This window comes from Methylophilales bacterium (genome assembly GCA_019823025.1).
In the GTDB taxonomy this organism is placed as follows: domain Bacteria; phylum Pseudomonadota; class Gammaproteobacteria; order Burkholderiales; family Methylophilaceae; genus BACL14.
In genome coordinates, this window is the sequence record CP081940.1 from 783,834 (window position 1) to 803,782 (window position 19,949).

24 protein-coding genes are annotated in these 19,949 nt (G+C 32.8%); 7 read left to right on the top strand and 17 right to left on the bottom strand.

What is annotated here, in order from left to right:
* Positions 1–12 precede the first annotated feature (12 nt).
* Together rimP and tyrS are read right to left on the bottom strand one after the other, a co-directional pair.
* Entirely contained in the window at positions 13–447 is a 435-nt protein-coding gene (gene rimP, locus K6112_04245; protein ID QZP17242.1) for a ribosome maturation factor RimP, read from the bottom strand.
* Positions 448–585: 138 nt separating this feature from the next.
* Entirely contained in the window at positions 586–1,785 is a 1,200-nt protein-coding gene (gene tyrS, locus K6112_04250; GenBank protein ID QZP17243.1) for a tyrosine--tRNA ligase, read from the bottom strand.
* 95 nt (positions 1,786–1,880) lie between these two features.
* On the opposite strand from tyrS, the gene K6112_04255 reads away from it, so the two are divergent.
* Both K6112_04255 and gltA read left to right on the top strand, forming a co-directional pair.
* A complete protein-coding gene (locus tag K6112_04255; protein QZP17244.1) occupies positions 1,881–2,975 on the top strand; it encodes an anhydro-N-acetylmuramic acid kinase in 1,095 nt (364 codons plus the stop codon).
* A gap of 65 nt (positions 2,976–3,040) precedes the next feature.
* A complete protein-coding gene (gene gltA, locus K6112_04260) occupies positions 3,041–4,312 on the top strand; it encodes a citrate (Si)-synthase (protein QZP17245.1) in 1,272 nt (423 codons plus the stop codon).
* On the opposite strand, the gene erpA is transcribed toward gltA, so the two are convergent.
* The 14 genes from erpA to K6112_04330 all read right to left on the bottom strand — a co-directional run bounded on the left by erpA (position 4,313) and on the right by K6112_04330 (position 15,308).
* Complete coding sequence (gene erpA / locus K6112_04265) at positions 4,313–4,663, bottom strand: iron-sulfur cluster insertion protein ErpA (GenBank protein ID QZP17246.1); 351 nt, start codon at positions 4,661–4,663, stop codon at positions 4,313–4,315.
* 28 nt (positions 4,664–4,691) lie between these two features.
* On the bottom strand, positions 4,692–5,120 hold the full coding sequence (locus K6112_04270; GenBank protein ID QZP17247.1) for a polymer-forming cytoskeletal protein: 429 nt from the start codon (positions 5,118–5,120) through the stop codon (positions 4,692–4,694).
* Positions 5,121–5,477 carry a hypothetical protein gene (locus K6112_04275; GenBank protein ID QZP17248.1) on the bottom strand — a complete coding sequence of 119 codons (357 nt, stop codon included), beginning with the start codon at positions 5,475–5,477 and terminating at the stop codon, positions 5,121–5,123.
* Positions 5,478–5,489: 12 nt separating this feature from the next.
* Complete coding sequence (gene argC / locus K6112_04280) at positions 5,490–6,518, bottom strand: N-acetyl-gamma-glutamyl-phosphate reductase (GenBank protein ID QZP18484.1); 1,029 nt, start codon at positions 6,516–6,518, stop codon at positions 5,490–5,492.
* A gap of 90 nt (positions 6,519–6,608) precedes the next feature.
* Positions 6,609–7,001 (bottom strand): 30S ribosomal protein S9, encoded by a 393-nt coding sequence (rpsI, locus tag K6112_04285; GenBank protein QZP17249.1) that lies wholly within the window; start codon positions 6,999–7,001, stop codon positions 6,609–6,611.
* A gap of 11 nt (positions 7,002–7,012) precedes the next feature.
* A complete protein-coding gene (rplM, locus tag K6112_04290; protein ID QZP17250.1) occupies positions 7,013–7,444 on the bottom strand; it encodes a 50S ribosomal protein L13 in 432 nt (143 codons plus the stop codon).
* A gap of 82 nt (positions 7,445–7,526) precedes the next feature.
* The gene (ubiA, locus tag K6112_04295; protein QZP17251.1) at positions 7,527–8,372 is read right to left on the bottom strand and encodes a 4-hydroxybenzoate octaprenyltransferase; all 846 of its coding nucleotides are present in this window, start codon (positions 8,370–8,372) and stop codon (positions 7,527–7,529) included.
* On the bottom strand, positions 8,369–8,881 hold the full coding sequence (locus K6112_04300) for a chorismate lyase (GenBank protein QZP17252.1): 513 nt from the start codon (positions 8,879–8,881) through the stop codon (positions 8,369–8,371). The genes ubiA and K6112_04300 overlap by 4 nt, the downstream gene beginning before the upstream one ends.
* A complete protein-coding gene (gene recG / locus K6112_04305) occupies positions 8,878–10,932 on the bottom strand; it encodes an ATP-dependent DNA helicase RecG (GenBank protein QZP18485.1) in 2,055 nt (684 codons plus the stop codon). The genes K6112_04300 and recG overlap by 4 nt, the downstream gene beginning before the upstream one ends.
* 5 nt (positions 10,933–10,937) lie before the next feature.
* Positions 10,938–11,315 carry a RidA family protein gene (locus tag K6112_04310; protein ID QZP17253.1) on the bottom strand — a complete coding sequence of 126 codons (378 nt, stop codon included), beginning with the start codon at positions 11,313–11,315 and terminating at the stop codon, positions 10,938–10,940.
* Between the two features lie 23 nt (positions 11,316–11,338).
* Positions 11,339–13,540 (bottom strand): bifunctional (p)ppGpp synthetase/guanosine-3',5'-bis(diphosphate) 3'-pyrophosphohydrolase, encoded by a 2,202-nt coding sequence (locus tag K6112_04315; protein ID QZP17254.1) that lies wholly within the window; start codon positions 13,538–13,540, stop codon positions 11,339–11,341.
* A gap of 32 nt (positions 13,541–13,572) precedes the next feature.
* Positions 13,573–13,785, bottom strand: a complete 213-nt coding sequence (gene rpoZ / locus K6112_04320) for a DNA-directed RNA polymerase subunit omega (GenBank protein QZP17255.1) — start codon at positions 13,783–13,785, stop codon at positions 13,573–13,575.
* 22 nt (positions 13,786–13,807) lie between these two features.
* Positions 13,808–14,443: a guanylate kinase gene (gene gmk / locus K6112_04325; protein QZP17256.1), complete on the bottom strand. Its 636-nt coding sequence runs from the start codon at positions 14,441–14,443 to the stop codon at positions 13,808–13,810.
* 13 nt (positions 14,444–14,456) lie between these two features.
* A complete protein-coding gene (locus K6112_04330) occupies positions 14,457–15,308 on the bottom strand; it encodes a YicC family protein (GenBank protein ID QZP17257.1) in 852 nt (283 codons plus the stop codon).
* 153 nt (positions 15,309–15,461) lie between these two features.
* Between K6112_04330 and rph the strand changes: the two genes are divergently transcribed.
* The 5 genes from rph to K6112_04355 are packed head-to-tail and all read left to right on the top strand — an operon-like array spanning position 15,462 to position 18,568.
* A complete protein-coding gene (gene rph / locus K6112_04335) occupies positions 15,462–16,175 on the top strand; it encodes a ribonuclease PH (protein ID QZP17258.1) in 714 nt (237 codons plus the stop codon).
* A 6-nt stretch (positions 16,176–16,181) separates the two neighbouring features.
* Complete coding sequence (gene rdgB / locus K6112_04340; GenBank protein QZP18486.1) at positions 16,182–16,778, top strand: RdgB/HAM1 family non-canonical purine NTP pyrophosphatase; 597 nt, start codon at positions 16,182–16,184, stop codon at positions 16,776–16,778.
* A complete protein-coding gene (locus K6112_04345) occupies positions 16,768–16,992 on the top strand; it encodes a hypothetical protein (GenBank protein QZP17259.1) in 225 nt (74 codons plus the stop codon). Before rdgB ends, K6112_04345 begins: the two co-directional genes overlap by 11 nt.
* A 25-nt stretch (positions 16,993–17,017) precedes the next feature.
* Positions 17,018–18,163 (top strand): radical SAM family heme chaperone HemW, encoded by a 1,146-nt coding sequence (gene hemW / locus K6112_04350; protein QZP17260.1) that lies wholly within the window; start codon positions 17,018–17,020, stop codon positions 18,161–18,163.
* A gap of 3 nt (positions 18,164–18,166) precedes the next feature.
* Entirely contained in the window at positions 18,167–18,568 is a 402-nt protein-coding gene (locus K6112_04355; GenBank protein ID QZP17261.1) for a TIGR01244 family phosphatase, read from the top strand.
* Here K6112_04355 and argH read toward each other — a convergent pair.
* The gene (argH, locus tag K6112_04360) at positions 18,563–19,942 is read right to left on the bottom strand and encodes an argininosuccinate lyase (GenBank protein QZP17262.1); all 1,380 of its coding nucleotides are present in this window, start codon (positions 19,940–19,942) and stop codon (positions 18,563–18,565) included. The two genes, K6112_04355 and argH, sit on opposite strands and share 6 nt — an antisense overlap.
* Positions 19,943–19,949: the final 7 nt, after the last annotated feature.

Below are 19,949 nucleotides of genomic sequence, written 5' to 3' on the forward strand. Positions count from 1 at the left end.
AAAATTAACTATTTAATAATCCGGATCTAAACGTGCTTTATCAATATTCTCAAAATCAATTAATAATGACTCATTATCAACTTCTATCATTATTGATTCCCCTTTTGTACCAAATAAAGTACCTTTAAAATTTTTTCTATTTTCTATCGCAAATCTGGTTTTTATCTTTATTTTTTGCCCCTCAAATCTATCAAAGTCACTTAATTTTTTTATGACTCTGTCCAGACCAGGGGATGAAACTTCTAACCTTTCATAATCATAGTCAGTTTCAACACTCAAGACATTATTGACATGATTACTCACCTTAGTGCAATCTTCAATGTCAATTAAATCACCTTTGTCTATGTATATTCTCAGAATCTGGCCACCATTAACTGTCTCAAAATCAACCAACTCATAACCTAATTGGGTTACTAATTTCTCTATTAAGGTTTCAAGATCATCCAAAAACTAGGCCCTCAAATAACAACTTTAGCGAAAAAAAAATGGGCTCAAGGCCCATATCTTACAAGTATTATATCAAAAAATTAGTGGGATTAATACAATTTAAAGATTGATTTCACATTCTTCCAAAAAGATTTACCTTCAAGTAACAATTTTTCCAAATTTTCTTTTACCAACTTGAATGACAAATTGTTCATTTTGAGCAACAGTTTGTTTGGTATCACTAACTTTTTCTCCATCAATTTTAACTCCGCCTGCCTTTATAAGTCTCATTGCTTCCGAAGTGCTTGTTACAAAATTTATAGACTTTAATAGATTAGCTACGCCTAACCCATCAGAACCAATGTCTATCTTATATTCTTCTAAATTTTCTGGAATACCCCCAACCGCTCTATTTTGAAAATCTTTCTCTGCGTTTGTAGCCTTGACTTCTGAATGGAATCTACTCACTATTTCTTTTGCAAATTCTACTTTAATATTTTTTGGATTTTCGCCTTGTTCAACCCTTGTTTTCCATTTGTTAATGTCATCTAATGATCTTAAAGAAAGTAATTCTATATATCTCCACATTAATTCATCTGATATAGAAAGTATTTTTGAAAACATGGTCTCTGGTAATTCATTAATACCAATATAATTGTTCAATGATTTTGACATTTTTTGAACTCCATCAAGCCCCTCAAGCAAAGGCAGAGTAACAATACATTGTTGTGGTTTATCATAATATTTTTGGAGTTCTCGGCCCATCAATAAATTAAATTTTTGATCCGTTCCACCAATCTCAATATCAGCATTTAACTCCACTGAATCAAAACCTTGAAGCAGTGGATACATGAATTCATGAATTGCAATTGGTTGCTGAGATTTATATCTTTTTGAAAAATCGTCTCTTTCAAGCATGCGAGCCACAGTATGTGTAGCGGCTAATTTAAGCATTCCATCTGCTCCCAGTTTACTTAGCCATGACGAATTAAATACAACCTCAGTTTTTGATTTGTCTAAAATTTTAAATACTTGAGATGTGTAAGTGATTGCATTGTCTTCCACCTCTTTTTTCGTGAGAGGAGGTCTCGTTGCATTCTTACCAGTAGGATCTCCAATCAGACCAGTAAAGTCTCCTATTAAAAATAGAATGTGATGGCCTAAATCTTGAAACTGTCTTAATTTATTTAATAAGACTGTGTGCCCCAAATGAAGATCAGGTGCTGTTGGGTCAAAACCTGCTTTAATTCTAAGAGGTTTTCCAGTCTCTAATTTTTTTAGAAGCTCTGATTCAACTAAAACCTCATCAGTTCCTCTGGCTATTATTTTTAATGATTCTTCTGCTTTCACTATTCTCATTCCACTTTTTTATACAAGATATTCTATAGCAATTAAGGTATTTAGAAACAATTAGTGTTATCTTGTTGACAGAGTTAAGTATAAAATTTCTTAATATGATAAATTCTAAAATTTTAATGGGTATTATGTCAGGGACCAGTCTCGATGGCATTGATATTGCCCTAACAAAAATAGATAAGAAAAAAATTTCTGTACTAGATTTTTTACATATTAACTATTCAGCCGAATTAAGAGAAAAAATTCTTAAACTTCACTTTCCAGAAAAAAATGAGCTTGAAAAAAGTTCAATGCTCTCAAATGAGCTTGCCGTATTAACTGGAAGAGGAATCAATCGTTTACTAATTAACAATAATTTATCAGCCAAACAAATAAAAGGGGTTGGTTATCATGGTCAGACTATAAGGCATAGGCCTGATAAAGGATTTTCTACGCAAATTGGCAATGCTGATCTATTATCGGAGATAACTAATTTGACAGTTGTATCTAATTTTAGAAATAGAGATATAGCCGCAAAAGGTCAAGGGGCACCTCTAGTCCCAGCTTTTCATAAAGATATATTTTTCTCAAAAACCAAAAATCGAGTTATTTTAAATATTGGTGGTATTAGTAATATCACCTACCTTCCTACAGACGGTTCTATTTTTGGTTTTGATTGTGGCCCGGGGAATATTTTAATGGATCATTGGATCAAGGTTAATCATGATTTAAATTTTGATAAAAATGGTAAATGGGCAAAAAAAGGACAGATTATTGACGTCTTACTAAAATATTTTCTCAACGATAATTTTTTCAAAAAGAAGCCTCCAAAAAGTACCGGGAGAGACTTATTTAATTTAAATTGGATCAAAAAAGGTATTAAAAAAAGTTACTCTTCTGAGGACATACAACGAACACTGCTCGAGTTAACCGCAATTTCAATCGCAAAAGCAATTAAAAAGCATTGTTCAAAAGCAAATGAAATATATGTATGTGGGGGTGGAGCAAAAAATACCTTTCTCATTGAAATATTAAAAAATAAAACAAACTTAAGCATTAAAAATACCGGAGATTTGAATCTGCCTGTGCAACAGGTTGAGGCAGTTGCTTTTTCTTGGCTTGCAAATCAAACGCTTAATAAAAAATTTAATAATTCACCAGATGTTACTGGAGCGAAGGGTTTTAGAATTTTAGGCTCCATACATCAATCCTAGTTTTATTTTCTTTTGTATTATAATGTCAGGCTGATTAAAACAAATGAATAGAGATCTTAAAGTAAATGGCAAAAGAAAAAATTAAAGTTGTACTCGATGGTAAAGAAAGAGAGCTTCCTGTTATTGAAAGCACTATTGGCAACCCATCTATAGATATTAGAAAACTTGGTAAATATAATTATTTTACTTATGACCCAGGATTTACCTCTACCTCTGCCTGCACATCCAAAATTACCTACGTTGATGGAAATAAAGGAGAATTGCTATACCGAGGCTATCCTATTGAACAATTAGCTGAAAAATGTGACTACCTTGATGTGTCATATCTTCTGATGCATGGAGAACTCCCCGATCAAGTTCAAAAAACTGTTTACTTAAAATCTATCGCCAGTCACAGCCTTCTTCATGATCAACTAAATAATATCTTTGGTGGGTTTCGACGCGATGCTCACCCAATGGCAGTGATGGTGGGTGTTGTAGGATCTATGTCCGCTTTTTATTTCGATAATATGGATATTAATGATTCAAACCATAGACAAATTTCAGCACAAAGATTGATCGCGAAAATTCCTACGATTGCTGCATGGAGCTATACTTACAATTTAGGCTTACCATTTGTCTATCCAAAAAATGAATACGATTTTGGTACAAATTTTTTACATATGCTTTTTTCAAGACCTTATAAAGAATATGAGCCCAATCCCATAATTTCCAAAGCCTTTGAAAAAATTCTTATTCTTCATGCAGATCATGAACAAAATGCTTCTACATCAACTGTAAGATTAGTAGGTTCAACAGGTGCCAATCCATATGCCTGCATATCGGCAGGTATTGCGTCATTGTGGGGGCCCGCTCATGGAGGAGCCAACGAGGCGACTCTCAGAATGTTAACTGAAATTAAAGATGAAAGCAGAATCAAACAATATATTAACCGTGCCAAAGATAAGGATGATGAATTTAGGTTGATGGGCTTTGGTCATCGGGTTTATAGAAATCAAGATCCAAGGGCCATCATCATGAAAGAAACATGTCACGAGGTACTTGATGAGCTTGGATTAAATGATGATCCAATTTTTAAATTAGCGATGAAATTAGAAAAAATCGCGCTTGAAGATGAGTATTTTATTGAGAAAAAATTATATCCCAATGTTGATTTTTACTCAGGCATTGTAATGAGAGCTATAGGTATACCTTTTTCAATGTTTACTGCTGTATTTGCTCTCGCTAGAACGGCAGGTTGGGTTGCTCACTGGAACGAAATGATGATGAGTGATGAATCAAAGATCGGAAGACCAAGGCAAGTCTACAAAGGCAAAACAAAAAGAGATATTAAATAATTACGCAGAGAATGACGAACCACACCCACAGGTAGTAGTTGCATTCGGGTTCTTAATAACAAACTGTGACCCTTGAACATTGTCTTGATAATCTATCTCAGCACCTGTTAAATATTGGAGGCTCATTGGGTCAATAAGTAACATTACATTGTCTTTTTCTACTTTTGTATCATCCTCATTTATACTCTCTTCAAACGTAAAGCCATATTGCATTCCAGAGCAACCGCCGCCACTAACAAATACTCTAAGTTTAAGGTCTGGTGTGCCTTCCTCTTCTATTAACTCTTTAACTTTTTTTACGGCATTATCAGAAAAGTTAATTGGTGTTGGCATTTCTACAGCTGCTGACATATATTTCTCCTATATGTATTTTTAACGTTTATTTTTTAAGTAATTTTTTTAAGTTACTCTTAATCTTGTGATTTAAATTTTTTTTTGGTTCTATTTTTTTACTATTTTTACTAAATTTTAAGTTTCCTGTAATTTTTGAACCTTCATGAACTTCAATTATGTCATATTCTATACTGCCATTGACAATTGCATTGGTATTTAATTCTAAATAATCATGGCATTTTATATTTCCGTTAATTTCTCCATTTATAATGGCTTTCTCTACCTCGACGTCTCCAGTTATTTTACTTCCATGCCCCATAATTAATAAGCTATCTTCCTCGCCATGCACCTTAAGATTTCCGTTAATTTTTCCATCAATTCTAATTCCACCCGTATAAGTAGTATCCCCAGATATCACGATGTCTTTATCAATTAATGTGGTTATAGCGACAAATTTTCTTTTTTTCTTTATCATTTATTTTCTTCTTTTACCCAACATTTTCTCATAAAACAAAACGTCTTCCTTTAATTTATTATTTTCTTCATTTAATTCTTTATTTTGTTCAGATAGTTTCTTCATTGAAATGTCATTTTTATCAATTTCTAATTTAATTTTTAGATTCTCATTGTTTTGCTCATAATTTAAATTTTGCAAATCCATTAATTGAGAATAAATTTTTGCATATTTACCGCCATCCAATGAATAATAGGTAATACTGACGCCAATAATAAGAAAAAGGACTGAAAAAAAGATGTAATTGGGCCAATTAGCTTTTGTTTGAATCCGAGGTTTCTTTCTAACTAGATAATGCGCTCTAATTTTTTTTTTCATAATTTACGAGACTTAGGGCGTTATTGGCACTAGGTTTATACCCGTTGACTCTTGCCAGTCCATCATAATATTCATATTCTGTACTGCTTGTCCAGCAGCACCCTTCATAAGATTATCAATAACCGAAAAAATAATTAGTCTGTTACTTGCTTTCTCTTTATGAAATGAGATTCTACAAAAATTTGATGCTCTCACTGACTTGGTATTTGGGGGCATGTCAGCTGGCATTATGTCTACAAAAGGTTCATCTTTGTAAAAAGATTCAAAAATTTCCTCTGGATTAAAATCTTCAATGCAATCAACATATAGTGTTGCATGAATACCTCTTATCATCGGGACCAAATGGGGGATGAAAGTTAATTTGATATCATCACCACAAATATTTGCTAAATTCTCCTCTATTTCTGGTAAGTGTCTATGTCCCCCTATGCCATAAGCCCTAAAATCCTCTTCAGCCTCTGACATTAATAACTTTAACTCTGGATTTTTCCCCGCGCCACTTATACCAGATTTAGCATCGGCAATAATACTTGTTGGGTTGATTAACTTTTTTTTAAGTAGGGGAATGAGTGCTAACTGAATGGCAGTAGGATAGCACCCAGGATTAGCAATCAATTTAGCTTTTTTTATACTATCTCTATTAGTTTCAGGTAATCCATAGACAGCTTTATCAATTAAGTTTGGAGATTTATGTTCCATTTCATACCATTTTTCCCAAACACTTTTATCTTTAATTCTAAAGTCAGCAGCTAAATCAATGACTATTTTGCCGTTTGATATTAAGTTATCAGCATAATTCATCGCTATGCCATTTGGCGTAGCGAAAAATACGATATCTACATTCTCAAGATCTGCATCTTCAGGTGACACAAATTTATTATTCAACATCCCTCTAAATGATGGATAAACTTCATCTACCCTCTTACCTTTATCTTTTCTGGAAGTAATTTGATAAATTTCTACAAAAGGATGACTTAGAAGTAATCTTATCAATTCAACTCCTGTATAACCCGTTCCGCCGAATATACTTATTCTTGATATTTTTTTCATAATTTCCATTTTAATCTTTTATTTCATAAAAACCATCTAAAAAAAAAGCCGCTAAAGCGGCTCTTATTTATTTTGTAAGCATTATCTCTTAGAGAATTGTTTACGTCTTCTTGCTTTTCTAAGGCCAACTTTTTTTCGTTCAACTTCGCGATCATCACGAGTCACAAAACCTGCTTTAGACAGCTCAGGTTTTAATGCTTCATCATAATCTAATAAGGCACGAGTAATTCCATGTCTAACTGCACCGGCCTGTCCTGATTCACCGCCACCAGTTACATTAACTTTGATATCAAAGGCTGTCTGATTTTCTGTTAGCTCCAAAGGTTGTTTAAGAACCATTTGAGATGTGTGCCTTGAAAAATATTCTTCTACAGGCTTATTATTAACAACGATAGCTCCTTTACCAGGCTGAATGAATACTCTAGCTACTGAGCTTTTTCTTCTTCCTGTTCCATAATAATATTTACCTATCATAAAAAACTGTCCTATTTAATTGTTATCAGCTGAGGTTGTTGAGCTGAATGTTGATGATCATTTCCGGCATAAACTTTCATTTTTTTTATCATTGCATAGCCTAAAGGTCCTTTTGGCAGCATGCCTTTAACTGCTTTTTCTAAAGCTCTTCCAGGAAACCTAGCTTGGAGTTTAGTAAAATTTGTAGAATAAAGTCCACCAGGAAAACCTGTGTGTCTATGGTAAATTTTATCCTCAGCTTTATTGCCCGTTACTTTGATTTGTTCTGCATTTATCACGACAATATAATCACCCGTATCAACGTGAGGGGTATAGATAGTTTTATGCTTGCCTCTAAGTCTGTGGGCAATACCACTTGCCAATCTTCCAAGTGTCGCATCTTTTGCATCAACTAAAAGCCAATCTCTTTTGACTTCATGTGATTTAGCAGAAACTGTTTTCATTCTTAATACCTTAGTAAATTTAATTCAAGAGGCGAATTTTAGTCTATTTAGGTATAAATTGTCAATTTATTAGTCGTTTTTTCTATGATTGAGATAAAAAACCAACAAATATAAAAAACCCCACATAATTATTTGATATAAAAGCATTAAAATTAGCCTTTGGGTCAAAAAGTAAAGACTTTTGCCAAATAATAAAGGCTAATAGAAAGGCAATAAATAGTGCAACAAAATAAAGGACACCATAGCTATTCATTGATCCTATAGTGACAAGTAAAATAAAAGTTGCTAGATAACAGCCTCCTATAATTTTCATGGTCGACTTACCAAATGTTAATGGTGCTGACATTACTTTAATTTTTTTATCGTCAATGCTATCCACAATCCCATAATGTGAGTCATATGCCAGAACCCAAAAAGCATTAGCAGCAAATAAAAGCCATGCATCAAAGGTAATCTGACTTTGAGTAAAGGCGAATACCATTAAAATACTAAACCCAAAAGTCATGCCTAAAAATGCCTGGGGAACTGGTAAAAACCTTTTGGTAAATGGATATAAAAAAATGAAAAGCAATGCGATGCATGAAATTTTAATTGCGTATATATTTAGCTGAAATACCAAATAAAGAGCAAGTATTGCAAGGACTATTATTAAGTAAAGCGCCTCATTAACAGAAATTTGTCCAGAGGCTAATGGTCGATTTTTTGTTCTAAGGACCTTACTGTCTATATTTCTATCTACCAAGTCATTAACTGCGCATCCTAGCGACCTTGTCACAATAACACCTAGAATAAAAATCCCTAATGTTCTTAAATCGGGCATTCCATGACTTGAAAGCCATAATGCCCAAAGGGTTGGCCATAAAAGTAAAAAAATACCTATCGGTCTATTTAGCCTTAGAAGGTTTATGAATGGCAAAATTTTAATCATATAAAGCGATTAATATCCTTGAAAAAAATTTCTGTTAAAAGAATTCTTTCACCTTTACATAAAAAGTTTGATTGCCTTGCGCCAACAAATTTTTTTATTGCTATTTGCTTTGCATTTAATCTTTTTGATAATTTATAGTTAGGAGACATATGGCTAAAAATAAATTCTGATCGTTTAGTCTTTTTTTTGAATACTATATTTGCCAACGGATTTTCATTCAATTTTTTAACTAGCCCAGTCAATTGCCTTAAATTTTTCTTAAAGACAGTTCTTGCATAAATAATAGGTTCATTATTAGCGTAAATTAAAACTTCCCTTAAGAACAAACTACCAGACCTACCTGTCTTAAAAAAAAGTTTTTCATCGTTAAAAATTGTATTTGGGAAATCTTTATTTCTCTCTATTCTTAAACTAGCTTTTTGACTAATTTTATTTGTAATTGAGCTTTTGTAAGAAAGAAAGTCTTGGTTTTTACCCTTATAAATTTTATTTTTCCAATTTATTTTCATACAGTGACTATCTCTTCAAAGTTTCTTAGCCAACGTTTCATATGTTCATTGATTCTTGCATCATTTTTTTCAATTAAGCTATTGGCATCATTTCGAGCATTTTCTAAGATATCTAAATCTCTATTTAAATTAGCAAATCGCAATGTAGGAACACCACTTTGCTTATACCCCAGAAGTTCGCCTGGCCCCCTTAATTTTAAATCTTCCTCTGCAATCTTAAAGCCATCAGTATTTTCATAAATTATCCTCAAACGCTGCTTGGCTGTTGATGATAATTTATTTTTATACAGTAATACACAATAACTACTTTTTTCACCCCTTCCAATACGTCCTCTAAGTTGATGTAATTGGGATAACCCTAATCTCTCTGAATTTTCAATAATCATTAATGTTGCGTTTGGAACATCAACCCCGACTTCAATTACAGAGGTGGCTACTAATATTTGTATTAAATTTTTTTGAAATTTTTTCATAATTCCTTTTTTTTCTTCAGCTTTCATTTTTCCATGAATTAAACCTACCTTTTGGTTAATGAAATATTTTTCAAGCTCTTGATATATATCTTTGGCTGTCTCTAAATCTAAGAATTCGCTTTCTTCTATTAATGGGCATACCCAATAAATTTGATTATTTTTTTTACAATGCTCATCTATTAAATTTAATAATTGTTTTCTTTTATCATCCAAGTAGACCTTTGTTGTAATTGGACTTCTTCCCCCTGGTAACTCTTTTATAGTCGAGACATCCATATGTGCAAAAAAACTCATAGATAATGTACGAGGAATAGGAGTGGCACTCATCATCAATTGATGGGGTTCAAAGCCCTGTAGATTTTTTGAATTATTTTTTAGCAACATCCTTTGCTCAACACCAAAGCGATGTTGTTCATCAATTATATAAAATCCTAAATTGTTAAAAGTCACCGCTTCTTGAAATAAGGCGTGCGTTCCAATGACTATATCAGCATTGCCCTTTTCAATTTTTAAATAGGTTTCTAATTTTGCCTTTTTAGGCATGCTTCCTGTGAGCAATAGAATTTCATAGGAAGTATCTTTAAACCAATTTATTAATTTTTCATGGTGTTGCTCAGCTAGAATTTCTGTCGGTGCCATAAATGCAACTTGAAAACCTGCTTCTATACAATCAATAGCGGCAATAGTTGCTACAACCGTTTTTCCGCATCCAACATCCCCTTGTAAAAGTCTGTTCATTGGAAAGCCTTTTGTAAAATCATTTTGTATTTCTTCTAATACCTGTTTTTGACTATCCGTTAACTTAAAATTTAATTGTTCTAAAAAAATCTCTTGTTTTGGTTGTGCATGCTTAAATTTAGGAGCTTTATTTTTTTTTAATAAGTTATATTGTTTTCTTAGGAATAATTGTTGAGCGAGCAGTTCATCGTAAATCAATCTTTTAAAAAACTTAGAATTATGAATATTCTCTATATCATCAACTTTTATTTTTGGTGGTTCATGCAGAAAACTAATTGAATCCATGAAACTAGGAAATTCATACTTCTTATACAAATTTAAAAATAGTTCTTTGAATAATTCTGTTTGAGTTGCACCTTCTATATGATTTTTTATTAACTTTCTCAACATGTTTTGAGACAACCCTTTTGTAGTTGAATATATAGGAGTTAAATTTTTTGAAAGGCCCGTTGAATTATCGATCAAGAAATATTCAGGATGAATCATTTCTTTATAATTGGATTGCTGCCTAACTTCTCCATAAAATCTGACAAGACTTGCTGATTCTAGTTGTTTAATTTGACTTGGATAATAATGCAAAAAACGTATTTGCATCTGTCCTGTTTGATCAGAGACATATAAGATTAAGTTTTTTTTTGGTCGATACTTTACTTCAAGATCATTTACATTAACTTCAATTTGACTTTTTTCCCCAACAAGACAGTCATTGATGGTTTGAATTACAGTTTGATCATTGTACTTATAAGGTAAATATAAAAGTAAATCGATTGTTGAGGTAATGCCTAATTTTTTTAGTTTCTTTGCTTGAAGTTCCGTCAATAATTTTTTTTTAGACAAAATTTAAATCAATCAACAACTAAAAATCCATCTGCCTCGACTAATGATCCTTTTGGAAGTGATGCAACTCCGATTGCAGCTCTTGCAGGATATGGCTCGCTAAAATATTCCTCCATAATAGAATTCACCAAAGCAAAGTTACTTAAATCTGTGAGATATATATTTAACTTTACTAGATCATCTAAAGATGCATTTGCGGCTTTTATGACAGCTAAGATATTTTTAAACACTTGATGAATCTGATTTTCAATACCCTCGACCAATTCCATAGACTCAGGATTTAAGGGTATCTGACCTGATAGAAAAATAATATTTCCCTTTTTTACAGCTTGCGAGTATGTTCCGATTGCTGCCGGAGCTTCATCTGTTTTAATAATTTTTTTCATATCATTTAATTCCTCTTTAAATTTTAACTCTTGTAATTTTTAACTCTCGTTATTTTGTTAACTTTAGTTATTTTTCTGAGATTTCTTATCAGCTCAGCAAGGTGCTGTCTATGTCGTACTTGAACCAAAAAATTTAGTGTTGCAAATGGACTCCCATCCATATCTTGAAGTGAAACATTATCAATATTTGATTCTGCATCAGCAATGACCGATGCTATTTTACCTAACATCCCTCTTTCATTAACCACTAGAACACTTAGTCGGACATTGAATAATTTTTCTGAATCAGGCTCCCACTCAACATCTACCCATCGGTCATGATCGAGTGATAACTCATTAACAATCTGACAATCATGTGTATGGATTACTAAGCCTTTTTCCTTATTAATATAACCTAATATAGGATCTCCAGGAATTGGATGGCAACAGTTTGCAAGTTGGATCGCCATATCATCAGAGCCCTTAATTGTAATAACATCAAGCATCTTTGTTTGCTTTTTATTGCTTGCAAACCCATCCATAAGATTTGTTAGTTGGTGGGCTACCATCACATTTACTTTTTTACCTAGTGCAATATCCATTAAAATCTCATCTTTTGATTCAATGTGATAGTCCAAGATTAATTTATTCCAATGCTTTTTTTTAATTGCGGTTGGATGAATATGAAATGCATTAAGTGCATTATTTAACATTTTTTCACCTAAAAATATTAGGTCTTTTGATTCAGCTGATCGAAGATAATTTCTTATTTGCGATCTAGCCTTACCTGTAATAACAAAATTTAGCCAAGTAGGATTTGGTTTTGCTAATGTTGAAGTAATTATCTCTACGTGATCGCCAGTTGAGAGCCTTGTTCTCAACGGAACTAACATCTGATTTATTTTTGCTGATACTGCCTTATTTCCCACATCACTATGAACTGCATATGCAAAATCAATCGATGAAGAATTTTTAGGTAAAGCAAATATTTTTCCGTCTGGAGAAAAAACATAAACCTCGTCAGGAAACAGATCAACCTTTAAATGTTCTAAAAATTCCAGCGAATTAGAACTATCATTTTGAATGTCTAGCATCCTTTTCAACCATTGGTTAGTTTTTTGCTGTAAATCTGTAACGTGTGCATCTTTTGTTTTATATAACCAGTGAGCGGCAACACCAGCCTCCGCTAGTTGATGCATATTTTTTGTTCTAATTTGAATCTCAACCGGAACGCCGAAAGGACCTAGAAGAGTAGAATGGAGTGATTGGTATCCATTTGCTTTTGGAATGGCAATATAATCCTTAAATTTTCCAGGGATAGGGTTATAAAGCGATTGCAATGTTCCCAAAGTTAAATAGCAATCGTTAATGTCATTAACGATTATCCTAAACGCATAAATATCATTTATTTGATTAAAACCTGTCTGATCTTCAAGCATTTTTCTATGAATACTTGCAGGATTTTTTTCCCTACCCGTTATTTCAGCTTTCGTTTTAACAGATTTTAATTTATGACTTATCTCATTTGATATTTTCTCGATAACTTCTTTTCTATTGCCGCGACTGGCCTTAATCGCTTTTTGTATTGTTTTGTATCTCACCGGATGTAAAACTTCAAAGCATAAATCTTCAAGCTCTTGATATAGATTATTCAAACCAAGTCTGTTTGCGATTGGCGCATAAATATCTACAGTCTCTTGAGCAATTCTAATCTTTTTACGCTCATCTAACGATTGAATAGTTTGCATATTGTGGAGGCGATCTGACAGCTTTATTAACATAACCCTTACATCTTGAGTCATCGCTAACAACATTTTTCTGAAGTTTTCAGCTTGAGCCTCATTTGCATCTTGAAACTCTACTTTGTCTAGTTTTGATAAACCTGTCACAAGCGTACTCACTTGCTTACCAAATTTTAACTCTATTTCTAATTCTGTGGATTCAGTATCTTCAACTACATCGTGTAAAAGTGCAGCCTGAATTGACTGACTATCCAAATGGAATCGGGCAGCGATGCAAGCTACAGAAACTGGGTGGCTGATGTAAGCCTCTCCACTCCTTCTTTTTTGGCCGCTATGGGCTTTTTCGCTGAATCGGTAGGCTTCCCAAACTTTATCAATCTCTCTCTTCGGAAGATAAGTCTTTACAAGTTGGGTGAGACTAGAATTGTCTTGGTCAACAGGAAGCAAAAAGGATCGATGACTTTTATTTAAATCGGCTTGGCTGGTGTGAGCGGTGTTAGCCAAAGATTACTCTCCTTTAAAACAAATTTCTCTTATTAACCTGGGTTTTGAATTAGAATTTCTTCTCCAATTAAACCTGCAGCAATTTCCTTAAGCGCTATTACTGATGATTTATCTCTTGAACCTTCCATATCAATTAAAGGCTCAGCGCCATTCACAAGTTGTCTTGATCTAAGAGCTGCTACAAGGGTTAATTGAAATCTGTTAGGTATTTTTTCTAAACAATCGTCTACGGTAATTCTTGCCATTATTTTGTTGCTCCAAATATTTTTATTTTATTGAGTCAATTAAACCCTGAAAAAATTTTTTTTGTTTCGAAGTTTCTAAATTTATTGATTCGGGAGAATCATTAAACACAGATTTTAAATCACTCAAGGCCTGATCAAATTCGTTATTGATTATAACATAATCAAACTTTTCAAGATGGCTGATTTCCTCTTCAGCAGCAGCCAATCGTCCTTTTATCTCAGCCTGTGAATTTTGACCTCTTCCCTCTAGCCTTTCTTTTAGAACAGCCATTGAAGGTGGAATAATAAATAGACTGATTGCATTGGGGAAAGCTTTCTTAACATTTATAGCCCCTTGATAGTCAATCTCTAAAATAATATCTTTGCCCGTCTTTATGCTGTCTTCGACAGGACTCTTTGCTGTTCCATATTTGGCACCATGGCATTCGGCATTTTCTAAAAACTCTCCATTATCCTTTAAAGTATTAAAAGCATCGCTATCTACAAAATAGTAATCGATTCCTTCCCTTTCATCTTGTCTTGGCTTTCTAGTTGTATGTGAGGTAGATACTTTAAATTGCGGACACAATTCAATTAATGCTTTTATAAGAGAGGTTTTTCCTGCACCTGATGGTGCAGTCACAATAAACAACCTTCCTTTCTTATTTTCTTCTGTCATATCTAAAGTGCCGTTATTCAATATTTTGTATTTGTTCTCTAATTTGCTCTATTAAGACCTTTAATTCAACTGCAGATTGTGAAATCTCAACTGCAATAGCTTTTGAGCCTAATGTATTCGCCTCACGATTAAATTCTTGCATTAGAAAATCGATTTTTTTTCCAACTGGCTTGGATAAACTTACTAATCTTTTTAGCTCATGTGAATGAGAATTTAATCTATCAAGCTCTTCTTCAACATCACTTTTTTGGATAAAAGTTACTAGCTCTTGTTTAATTTTATCTTGGTCAACATTTATTAAAGCATCTTTAAATTTTTTATTAATTTTACTTTGATGAATATTTATATACTTTGGTATTATTTTTCTAATTTTGGATACTTCTTTTTCTATTTTTAAACCCCTAGACATAATCAATTGCTTAATTTTTTTGCCCTCGCGCTGACGATCATCAATAATTTTTTTTAGTGCATTATCAAAAAGGGGAAGCAATACTTTATCAAGCCCCTTATAATTTTCTTTATTATTTGTTTCACCATGAAGTCGAATAATTTCTACAGGACTTATTTGTTTTGGTCTTTTAATAAGTTCTGATATTTTTTCAACAGATTTTATTAGTTTTTTTAAAGTCTTGAGATCATTATTTTTAATTTCAACTAAGTCTTCTCTTGCTTTCAAAAAAATTTTACATTCAATTTTTCCTCTTGAAAGTCTTTTGGCTATTTTTTTTCTGATAACGGGCTCATAAATCCGAAGTTCATCACTCAATTTAATTTGTAAATCAAAAAATCTACTATTTAACGTTTTAATTTCTAAAACCAAACAGCCATAGCTTGTTTCTTTTGAAACTGAGTGATAGCTTGTCATGCTCGAAATCATCTTAATTCCTAGGTTAGTTGTAAAGCTTTTTGATAGTTTAACAATCTATTTTTAACTAAGGTAAGAAACATTTAAATTCTCTAAAGGCTATTTAACTTACTTTGGATTATAATCACCATTCAAAATAACGAAGAGAATTCTATGAGATCAAAGGAAAGAGCAAATAACGAAATTAGAGAAATTGAAATCCTAAGGCACTATACAAAACATGCGGAAGGATCGGTTTTGATAAAGTGCGGAGATACACATGTTATTTGTAACGCCAGTGTAGAAGAAAAAGTACCCTCTTTTTTAAAAGGAAAAGGTCAAGGGTGGGTAACAGCTGAATATGGAATGCTTCCAAGGTCAACATCCACCCGTATGTCAAGGGAGTCTGCGCGAGGAAAGCAATCAGGTAGAACTCAAGAAATACAAAGATTAATCGGTCGTAGTCTCAGAGCAATTATCGATTTAAAGGCATTAGGAGAAAGGACCATTCATATAGATTGTGACGTAATTCAAGCTGATGGGGGAACAAGAACTGCAAGTATTACAGGAGCTTATGTAGCGCTTTGTGATGCCATTAGCCCTCTTATCGGAAAAGAAATTTTAAAATCTTCACCTATAAAAGATGCAGTAGCAGCAATTTCATTAGGAATAAAAAATGGCGAAGTTTTAATCGATCTTGATTACGATGAAGATTCAAACTGTGATACTGATATGAATATTGTTATGACTGAACAAGGTAAATTTGTTGAAATTCAAGGGACAGCTGAAGGAGAGCCTTTTACAAAAGATGAAATGAATAATATCATTCAATTTGCAGAGCAAGGAATTGCCGAATTAATTCAAATTCAAAAAAACGTTCTCAAATAACACATGATGCAGAAAATTATTTTATCGACAAATAATAAAAAAAAATTATCTGAAATTGAGACATTACTTCATGATTTACCAATTCAAACTGTTGCGCAATCCAAACTCAATATTGGTCAAGCAGAAGAACCATTTGGAACCTTCATAGAAAATGCACTAACCAAAGCAAGGTTTGCTTCAAAAGCATCGAATCTGCCTGCTATAGCTGATGATTCTGGATTATGTGTAGACGTATTAAACGGAAAGCCTGGTATTTTATCAGCCAGATTTTCAGGAGAGGGGGCAAACGATAAAAAGAATAATATTAAGTTGCTAGAACTTTTAAAGAATGAAAAAAACAGAAGGGCTCATTATTATTGCGCAATAGTTTTTATTACCTCATGTGATGACCCTCAACCAATTATCGCAGAAGGAATATGGCAGGGTGAAATTTTATCTTCTCCAAGAGGTAAAAATGGTTTTGGCTATGATCCTATATTTATGGATTTTAAAACAGATCTTTCTGCAGCTGAACTAGACTTTAATTTAAAAAATAAAATCAGCCATCGTAGCCAAGCTTTGCAAAAGTTAAAACATAAACTTAGAATGCTTTATGACAAATAAAAATCAAAAATGGCCTACATGGTTAAGAGATGATAAATCAGTTGTGTCCTGCACTGAAAAAGTTAAAGTTATGAATGAAAACTTTGATGAATTAAAACAGATCGCACAAGATGCCTTTGATGATGGAGTATTAATGGAAGTTTCTGAAGAACAAATGAAGAAAATTCTTTTTGCATTAATTGAAAGTTTAGAAAGCCCTGTAAAGAAAAAATAACTTTGGTTTTACGTTAACTCTAGGCATGCAATACCCACCACTCTCAATTTATATTCACATTCCTTGGTGTATTCATAAATGCCCCTATTGTGATTTTAATTCGCACGAATTCAAAGATCAAAATATTAAGAATAATGAAGAAGCCTACACCCATGCCTTATTGAAACAAATTGAAAATTATAATATTGAACCTAACAAGCCGATACATTCAATTTTTTTTGGTGGTGGAACACCAAGTCTATTCAGTCCTAAGGCTTTTGATACGCTCATAAAAAAATTAGAAAATACTTTTGGCTTAGATAAAAATTGTGAAATTACTATTGAAGCTAACCCAGGGACATTTGATAAAGAACATTTTTATGGCTATAGAGATGTTGGAATCAACAGAATGTCACTTGGCATTCAGAGTTTTAATCAAACCCACCTAAAAAAACTTGAACGTATTCACAGTCCAAAAGAAGCTGCGAGTGCTGCAAATTTAGCTGTCAAAATTTTTGATAAAGTTAATATCGACTTAATGTTTGCTTTGCCTAACCAAAGTCTTAGTGACGTCAAAGAGGATATTACTAAGGCCCTTGAAATCGGCACCTCACATATTTCTTACTACCATCTGACTATTGAGCCTAATACTTTTTTTTATAAATTTCCGCCACAGTTACCCGATGAAGAAAAAAGTGCAGAAATATTTGATTTGATTAGTAATGAACTTAATTTTGCAAAATTTGAACATTATGAAACTTCCGCTTATGCAAAAAAAAATAACCAATGTTTGCATAATTTAAATTATTGGAATTTTGGAGATTATCTTGGCATTGGAGCAGGGGCTCACAGTAAATTAACTTGTAAAGGGAAAATTTCTCGTAAGAGTTGTTTTAAAAATCCACGCGATTATATTAAAAATGCAAATAATCATAAATTTTATGATGATGAGAAGTTATTATCAGAAAGTGATTTAATTTTTGAATTCATGATTAATGCCCTAAGGCTAAACAAAGGTTTTAATCAATCTCTTTTTGAACAACGAACAAATTTGCCTATTAGCATTATTGATAAAGAATTGAGCTTAGCAAAAGATAAAAAACTGATGGTTCAAAAAAATGGTAGGATAAAACCAACTGATTTGGGGCAAAATTTTTTAAACGAGCTATTACAAATATTTTTGAAGGATTAGAACATGCAATTAAATAAAATTATTGATGATTATGTTGTATCTGAACAAGTCACAGTCGATGATATACAAACAATTAAAGAAGCCGGATTTAAAACAATTTTTTGTAATCGACCAGATAATGAAGAAATAAATCAAGTCACTGTCGAAAGTATAAAAAATGCTGCTGTTGAAAATGGCCTCAAATTTATTCATCAACCCGTTATTGGTGGACAAATAACTCAGGACGATGTCGATCAATTTGGTGAATATTTTGATGCTTCTGAAAAACCTATTTTTGCTTATTGCCGAACTGGGACGAGATCAAGCATGTTATGGGCATTATCTGAGTCAGATAAAAGACCGGTTGAAGACATACTTAGCCTGACTTCTAAGGCGGGATATAATTTAAATAATTTATTCCTATAGTTTAGATTTTGCTTTTTTAAGTGCTAAATTTACGGCAGTAAATCCCGTACTTCCAATATGCCTTCTTGACTGAATTGATCCCTTCAAAGATAAAAATTTGAAGACATCTTGATCTATCAATTGATGGAATTTTTTTAGCTCAGATAGATTCATTTCTGATAAATCATAACCTTGATCAATTGCATATTTCACAGCTTTAGCGACCACGCCATGAGACTCCCTAAAAGGTAAACCTTTTTTTACTAAATAATCCGCTAAATCCGTTGCCGTCGCATACCCCTTCAAGGCTGAATTTTCCATATTTTCAGGAAATACCTTAATTTTAGAAATCATCTCCCCATAAATTTTTAATGTATCTAAAACAGTGTCTACAACGTCAAAAATAGGCTCCTTATCCTCTTGATTATCTTTATTATAAGCAAGCGACTGCCCTTTCATTAATGTGAGTAAACTGACTAGGTGCCCATTTACTCTTCCAGTTTTACCTCTAACTAATTCTGGTACATCAGGATTTTTTTTCTGGGGCATTATGCTTGATCCCGTACAAAAACTATCTGAAATCTCAATAAAATTAAAAAATGGGCTCGACCACATCACTAATTCTTCTGACCATCTTGAAAGATGGGTCATTAAAAGTGACGCATTTGCATTAAATTCGATCAAAAAATCTCTATCTGATACTGCATCGATTGAGTTTTCCATAACTCCTTCAAAATTTAATAATTTAGCTACAAACCTTCTATCAATTGGATAAGAGGTACCAGCGAGTGCCGCTGCGCCTAAGGGCAAAGTATTAATTCTTATTCTAGAATCAATAAATCTTGCCTTATCTCTTTCTAACATTTCAAAGTAAGCAAGCAAATGGTGGGCAAAGCTAATTGGTTGAGCTACTTGAAGATGGGTTAAGCCAGGCATGATGGTGGTAACATGTTTTTCGGCCTTAGCTAACGTAGCTTGTTGTAATTTTTTGATTAAATTTACTAATTGATCTGTGGCATCTCTGAGGAAAAGCCTCATATCAGTTGCCACTTGATCATTTCTTGATCTACCTGTATGCAGTTTTTTTCCTGCCTCACCAGCAATATCAGTTAATCTTTTCTCTATATTAAGATGAACATCTTCAAGGTCAATGGACCATTCAAAATTATTTGCGATGACTTCTTTTTTGATTTGGTTTAAACCTTTTTTGATAGCACTAAAATCTTTGGATGAAATGATTTTTTGTTTTTTTAACATTTCTGCATGCGCTAGTGAACCTGCAATATCATATATTGCAAGTCTTTGGTCAAAATTTACTGACGCTGTATATCTTTTAACTATCTCACTAGTTGGCTCTGAAAATCTGTCTGACCAATTTTGTTTACTTTTTTTCATTTCTACA

Coding starts and splice junctions, on each gene's coding strand:
- K6112_04345 (QZP17259.1), top strand. CDS start 16,768: ATGACAAATAAAAATCAAAAATGGCCTACATGGTTAAGAGATGATAAA.
- K6112_04270 (QZP17247.1), bottom strand. CDS start 5,120: ATGATAAAGAAAAAAAGAAAATTTGTCGCTATAACCACATTAATTGAT.
- K6112_04355 (QZP17261.1), top strand. CDS start 18,167: ATGCAATTAAATAAAATTATTGATGATTATGTTGTATCTGAACAAGTC.
- hemW (QZP17260.1), top strand. CDS start 17,018: ATGCAATACCCACCACTCTCAATTTATATTCACATTCCTTGGTGTATT.
- K6112_04330 (QZP17257.1), bottom strand. CDS start 15,308: ATGACAAGCTATCACTCAGTTTCAAAAGAAACAAGCTATGGCTGTTTG.
- K6112_04255 (QZP17244.1), top strand. CDS start 1,881: ATGATAAATTCTAAAATTTTAATGGGTATTATGTCAGGGACCAGTCTC.
- rph (QZP17258.1), top strand. CDS start 15,462: ATGAGATCAAAGGAAAGAGCAAATAACGAAATTAGAGAAATTGAAATC.
- rpsI (QZP17249.1), bottom strand. CDS start 7,001: ATGATAGGTAAATATTATTATGGAACAGGAAGAAGAAAAAGCTCAGTA.
- rplM (QZP17250.1), bottom strand. CDS start 7,444: ATGAAAACAGTTTCTGCTAAATCACATGAAGTCAAAAGAGATTGGCTT.
- erpA (QZP17246.1), bottom strand. CDS start 4,663: ATGTCAGCAGCTGTAGAAATGCCAACACCAATTAACTTTTCTGATAAT.
- tyrS (QZP17243.1), bottom strand. CDS start 1,785: ATGAGAATAGTGAAAGCAGAAGAATCATTAAAAATAATAGCCAGAGGA.
- rpoZ (QZP17255.1), bottom strand. CDS start 13,785: ATGGCAAGAATTACCGTAGACGATTGTTTAGAAAAAATACCTAACAGA.
- K6112_04275 (QZP17248.1), bottom strand. CDS start 5,477: ATGAAAAAAAAAATTAGAGCGCATTATCTAGTTAGAAAGAAACCTCGG.
- gltA (QZP17245.1), top strand. CDS start 3,041: ATGGCAAAAGAAAAAATTAAAGTTGTACTCGATGGTAAAGAAAGAGAG.
- ubiA (QZP17251.1), bottom strand. CDS start 8,372: ATGATTAAAATTTTGCCATTCATAAACCTTCTAAGGCTAAATAGACCG.
- argH (QZP17262.1), bottom strand. CDS start 19,942: ATGAAAAAAAGTAAACAAAATTGGTCAGACAGATTTTCAGAGCCAACT.
- gmk (QZP17256.1), bottom strand. CDS start 14,443: ATGACAGAAGAAAATAAGAAAGGAAGGTTGTTTATTGTGACTGCACCA.
- K6112_04310 (QZP17253.1), bottom strand. CDS start 11,315: ATGAAAAAAATTATTAAAACAGATGAAGCTCCGGCAGCAATCGGAACA.
- rdgB (QZP18486.1), top strand. CDS start 16,182: ATGCAGAAAATTATTTTATCGACAAATAATAAAAAAAAATTATCTGAA.
- K6112_04300 (QZP17252.1), bottom strand. CDS start 8,881: ATGAAAATAAATTGGAAAAATAAAATTTATAAGGGTAAAAACCAAGAC.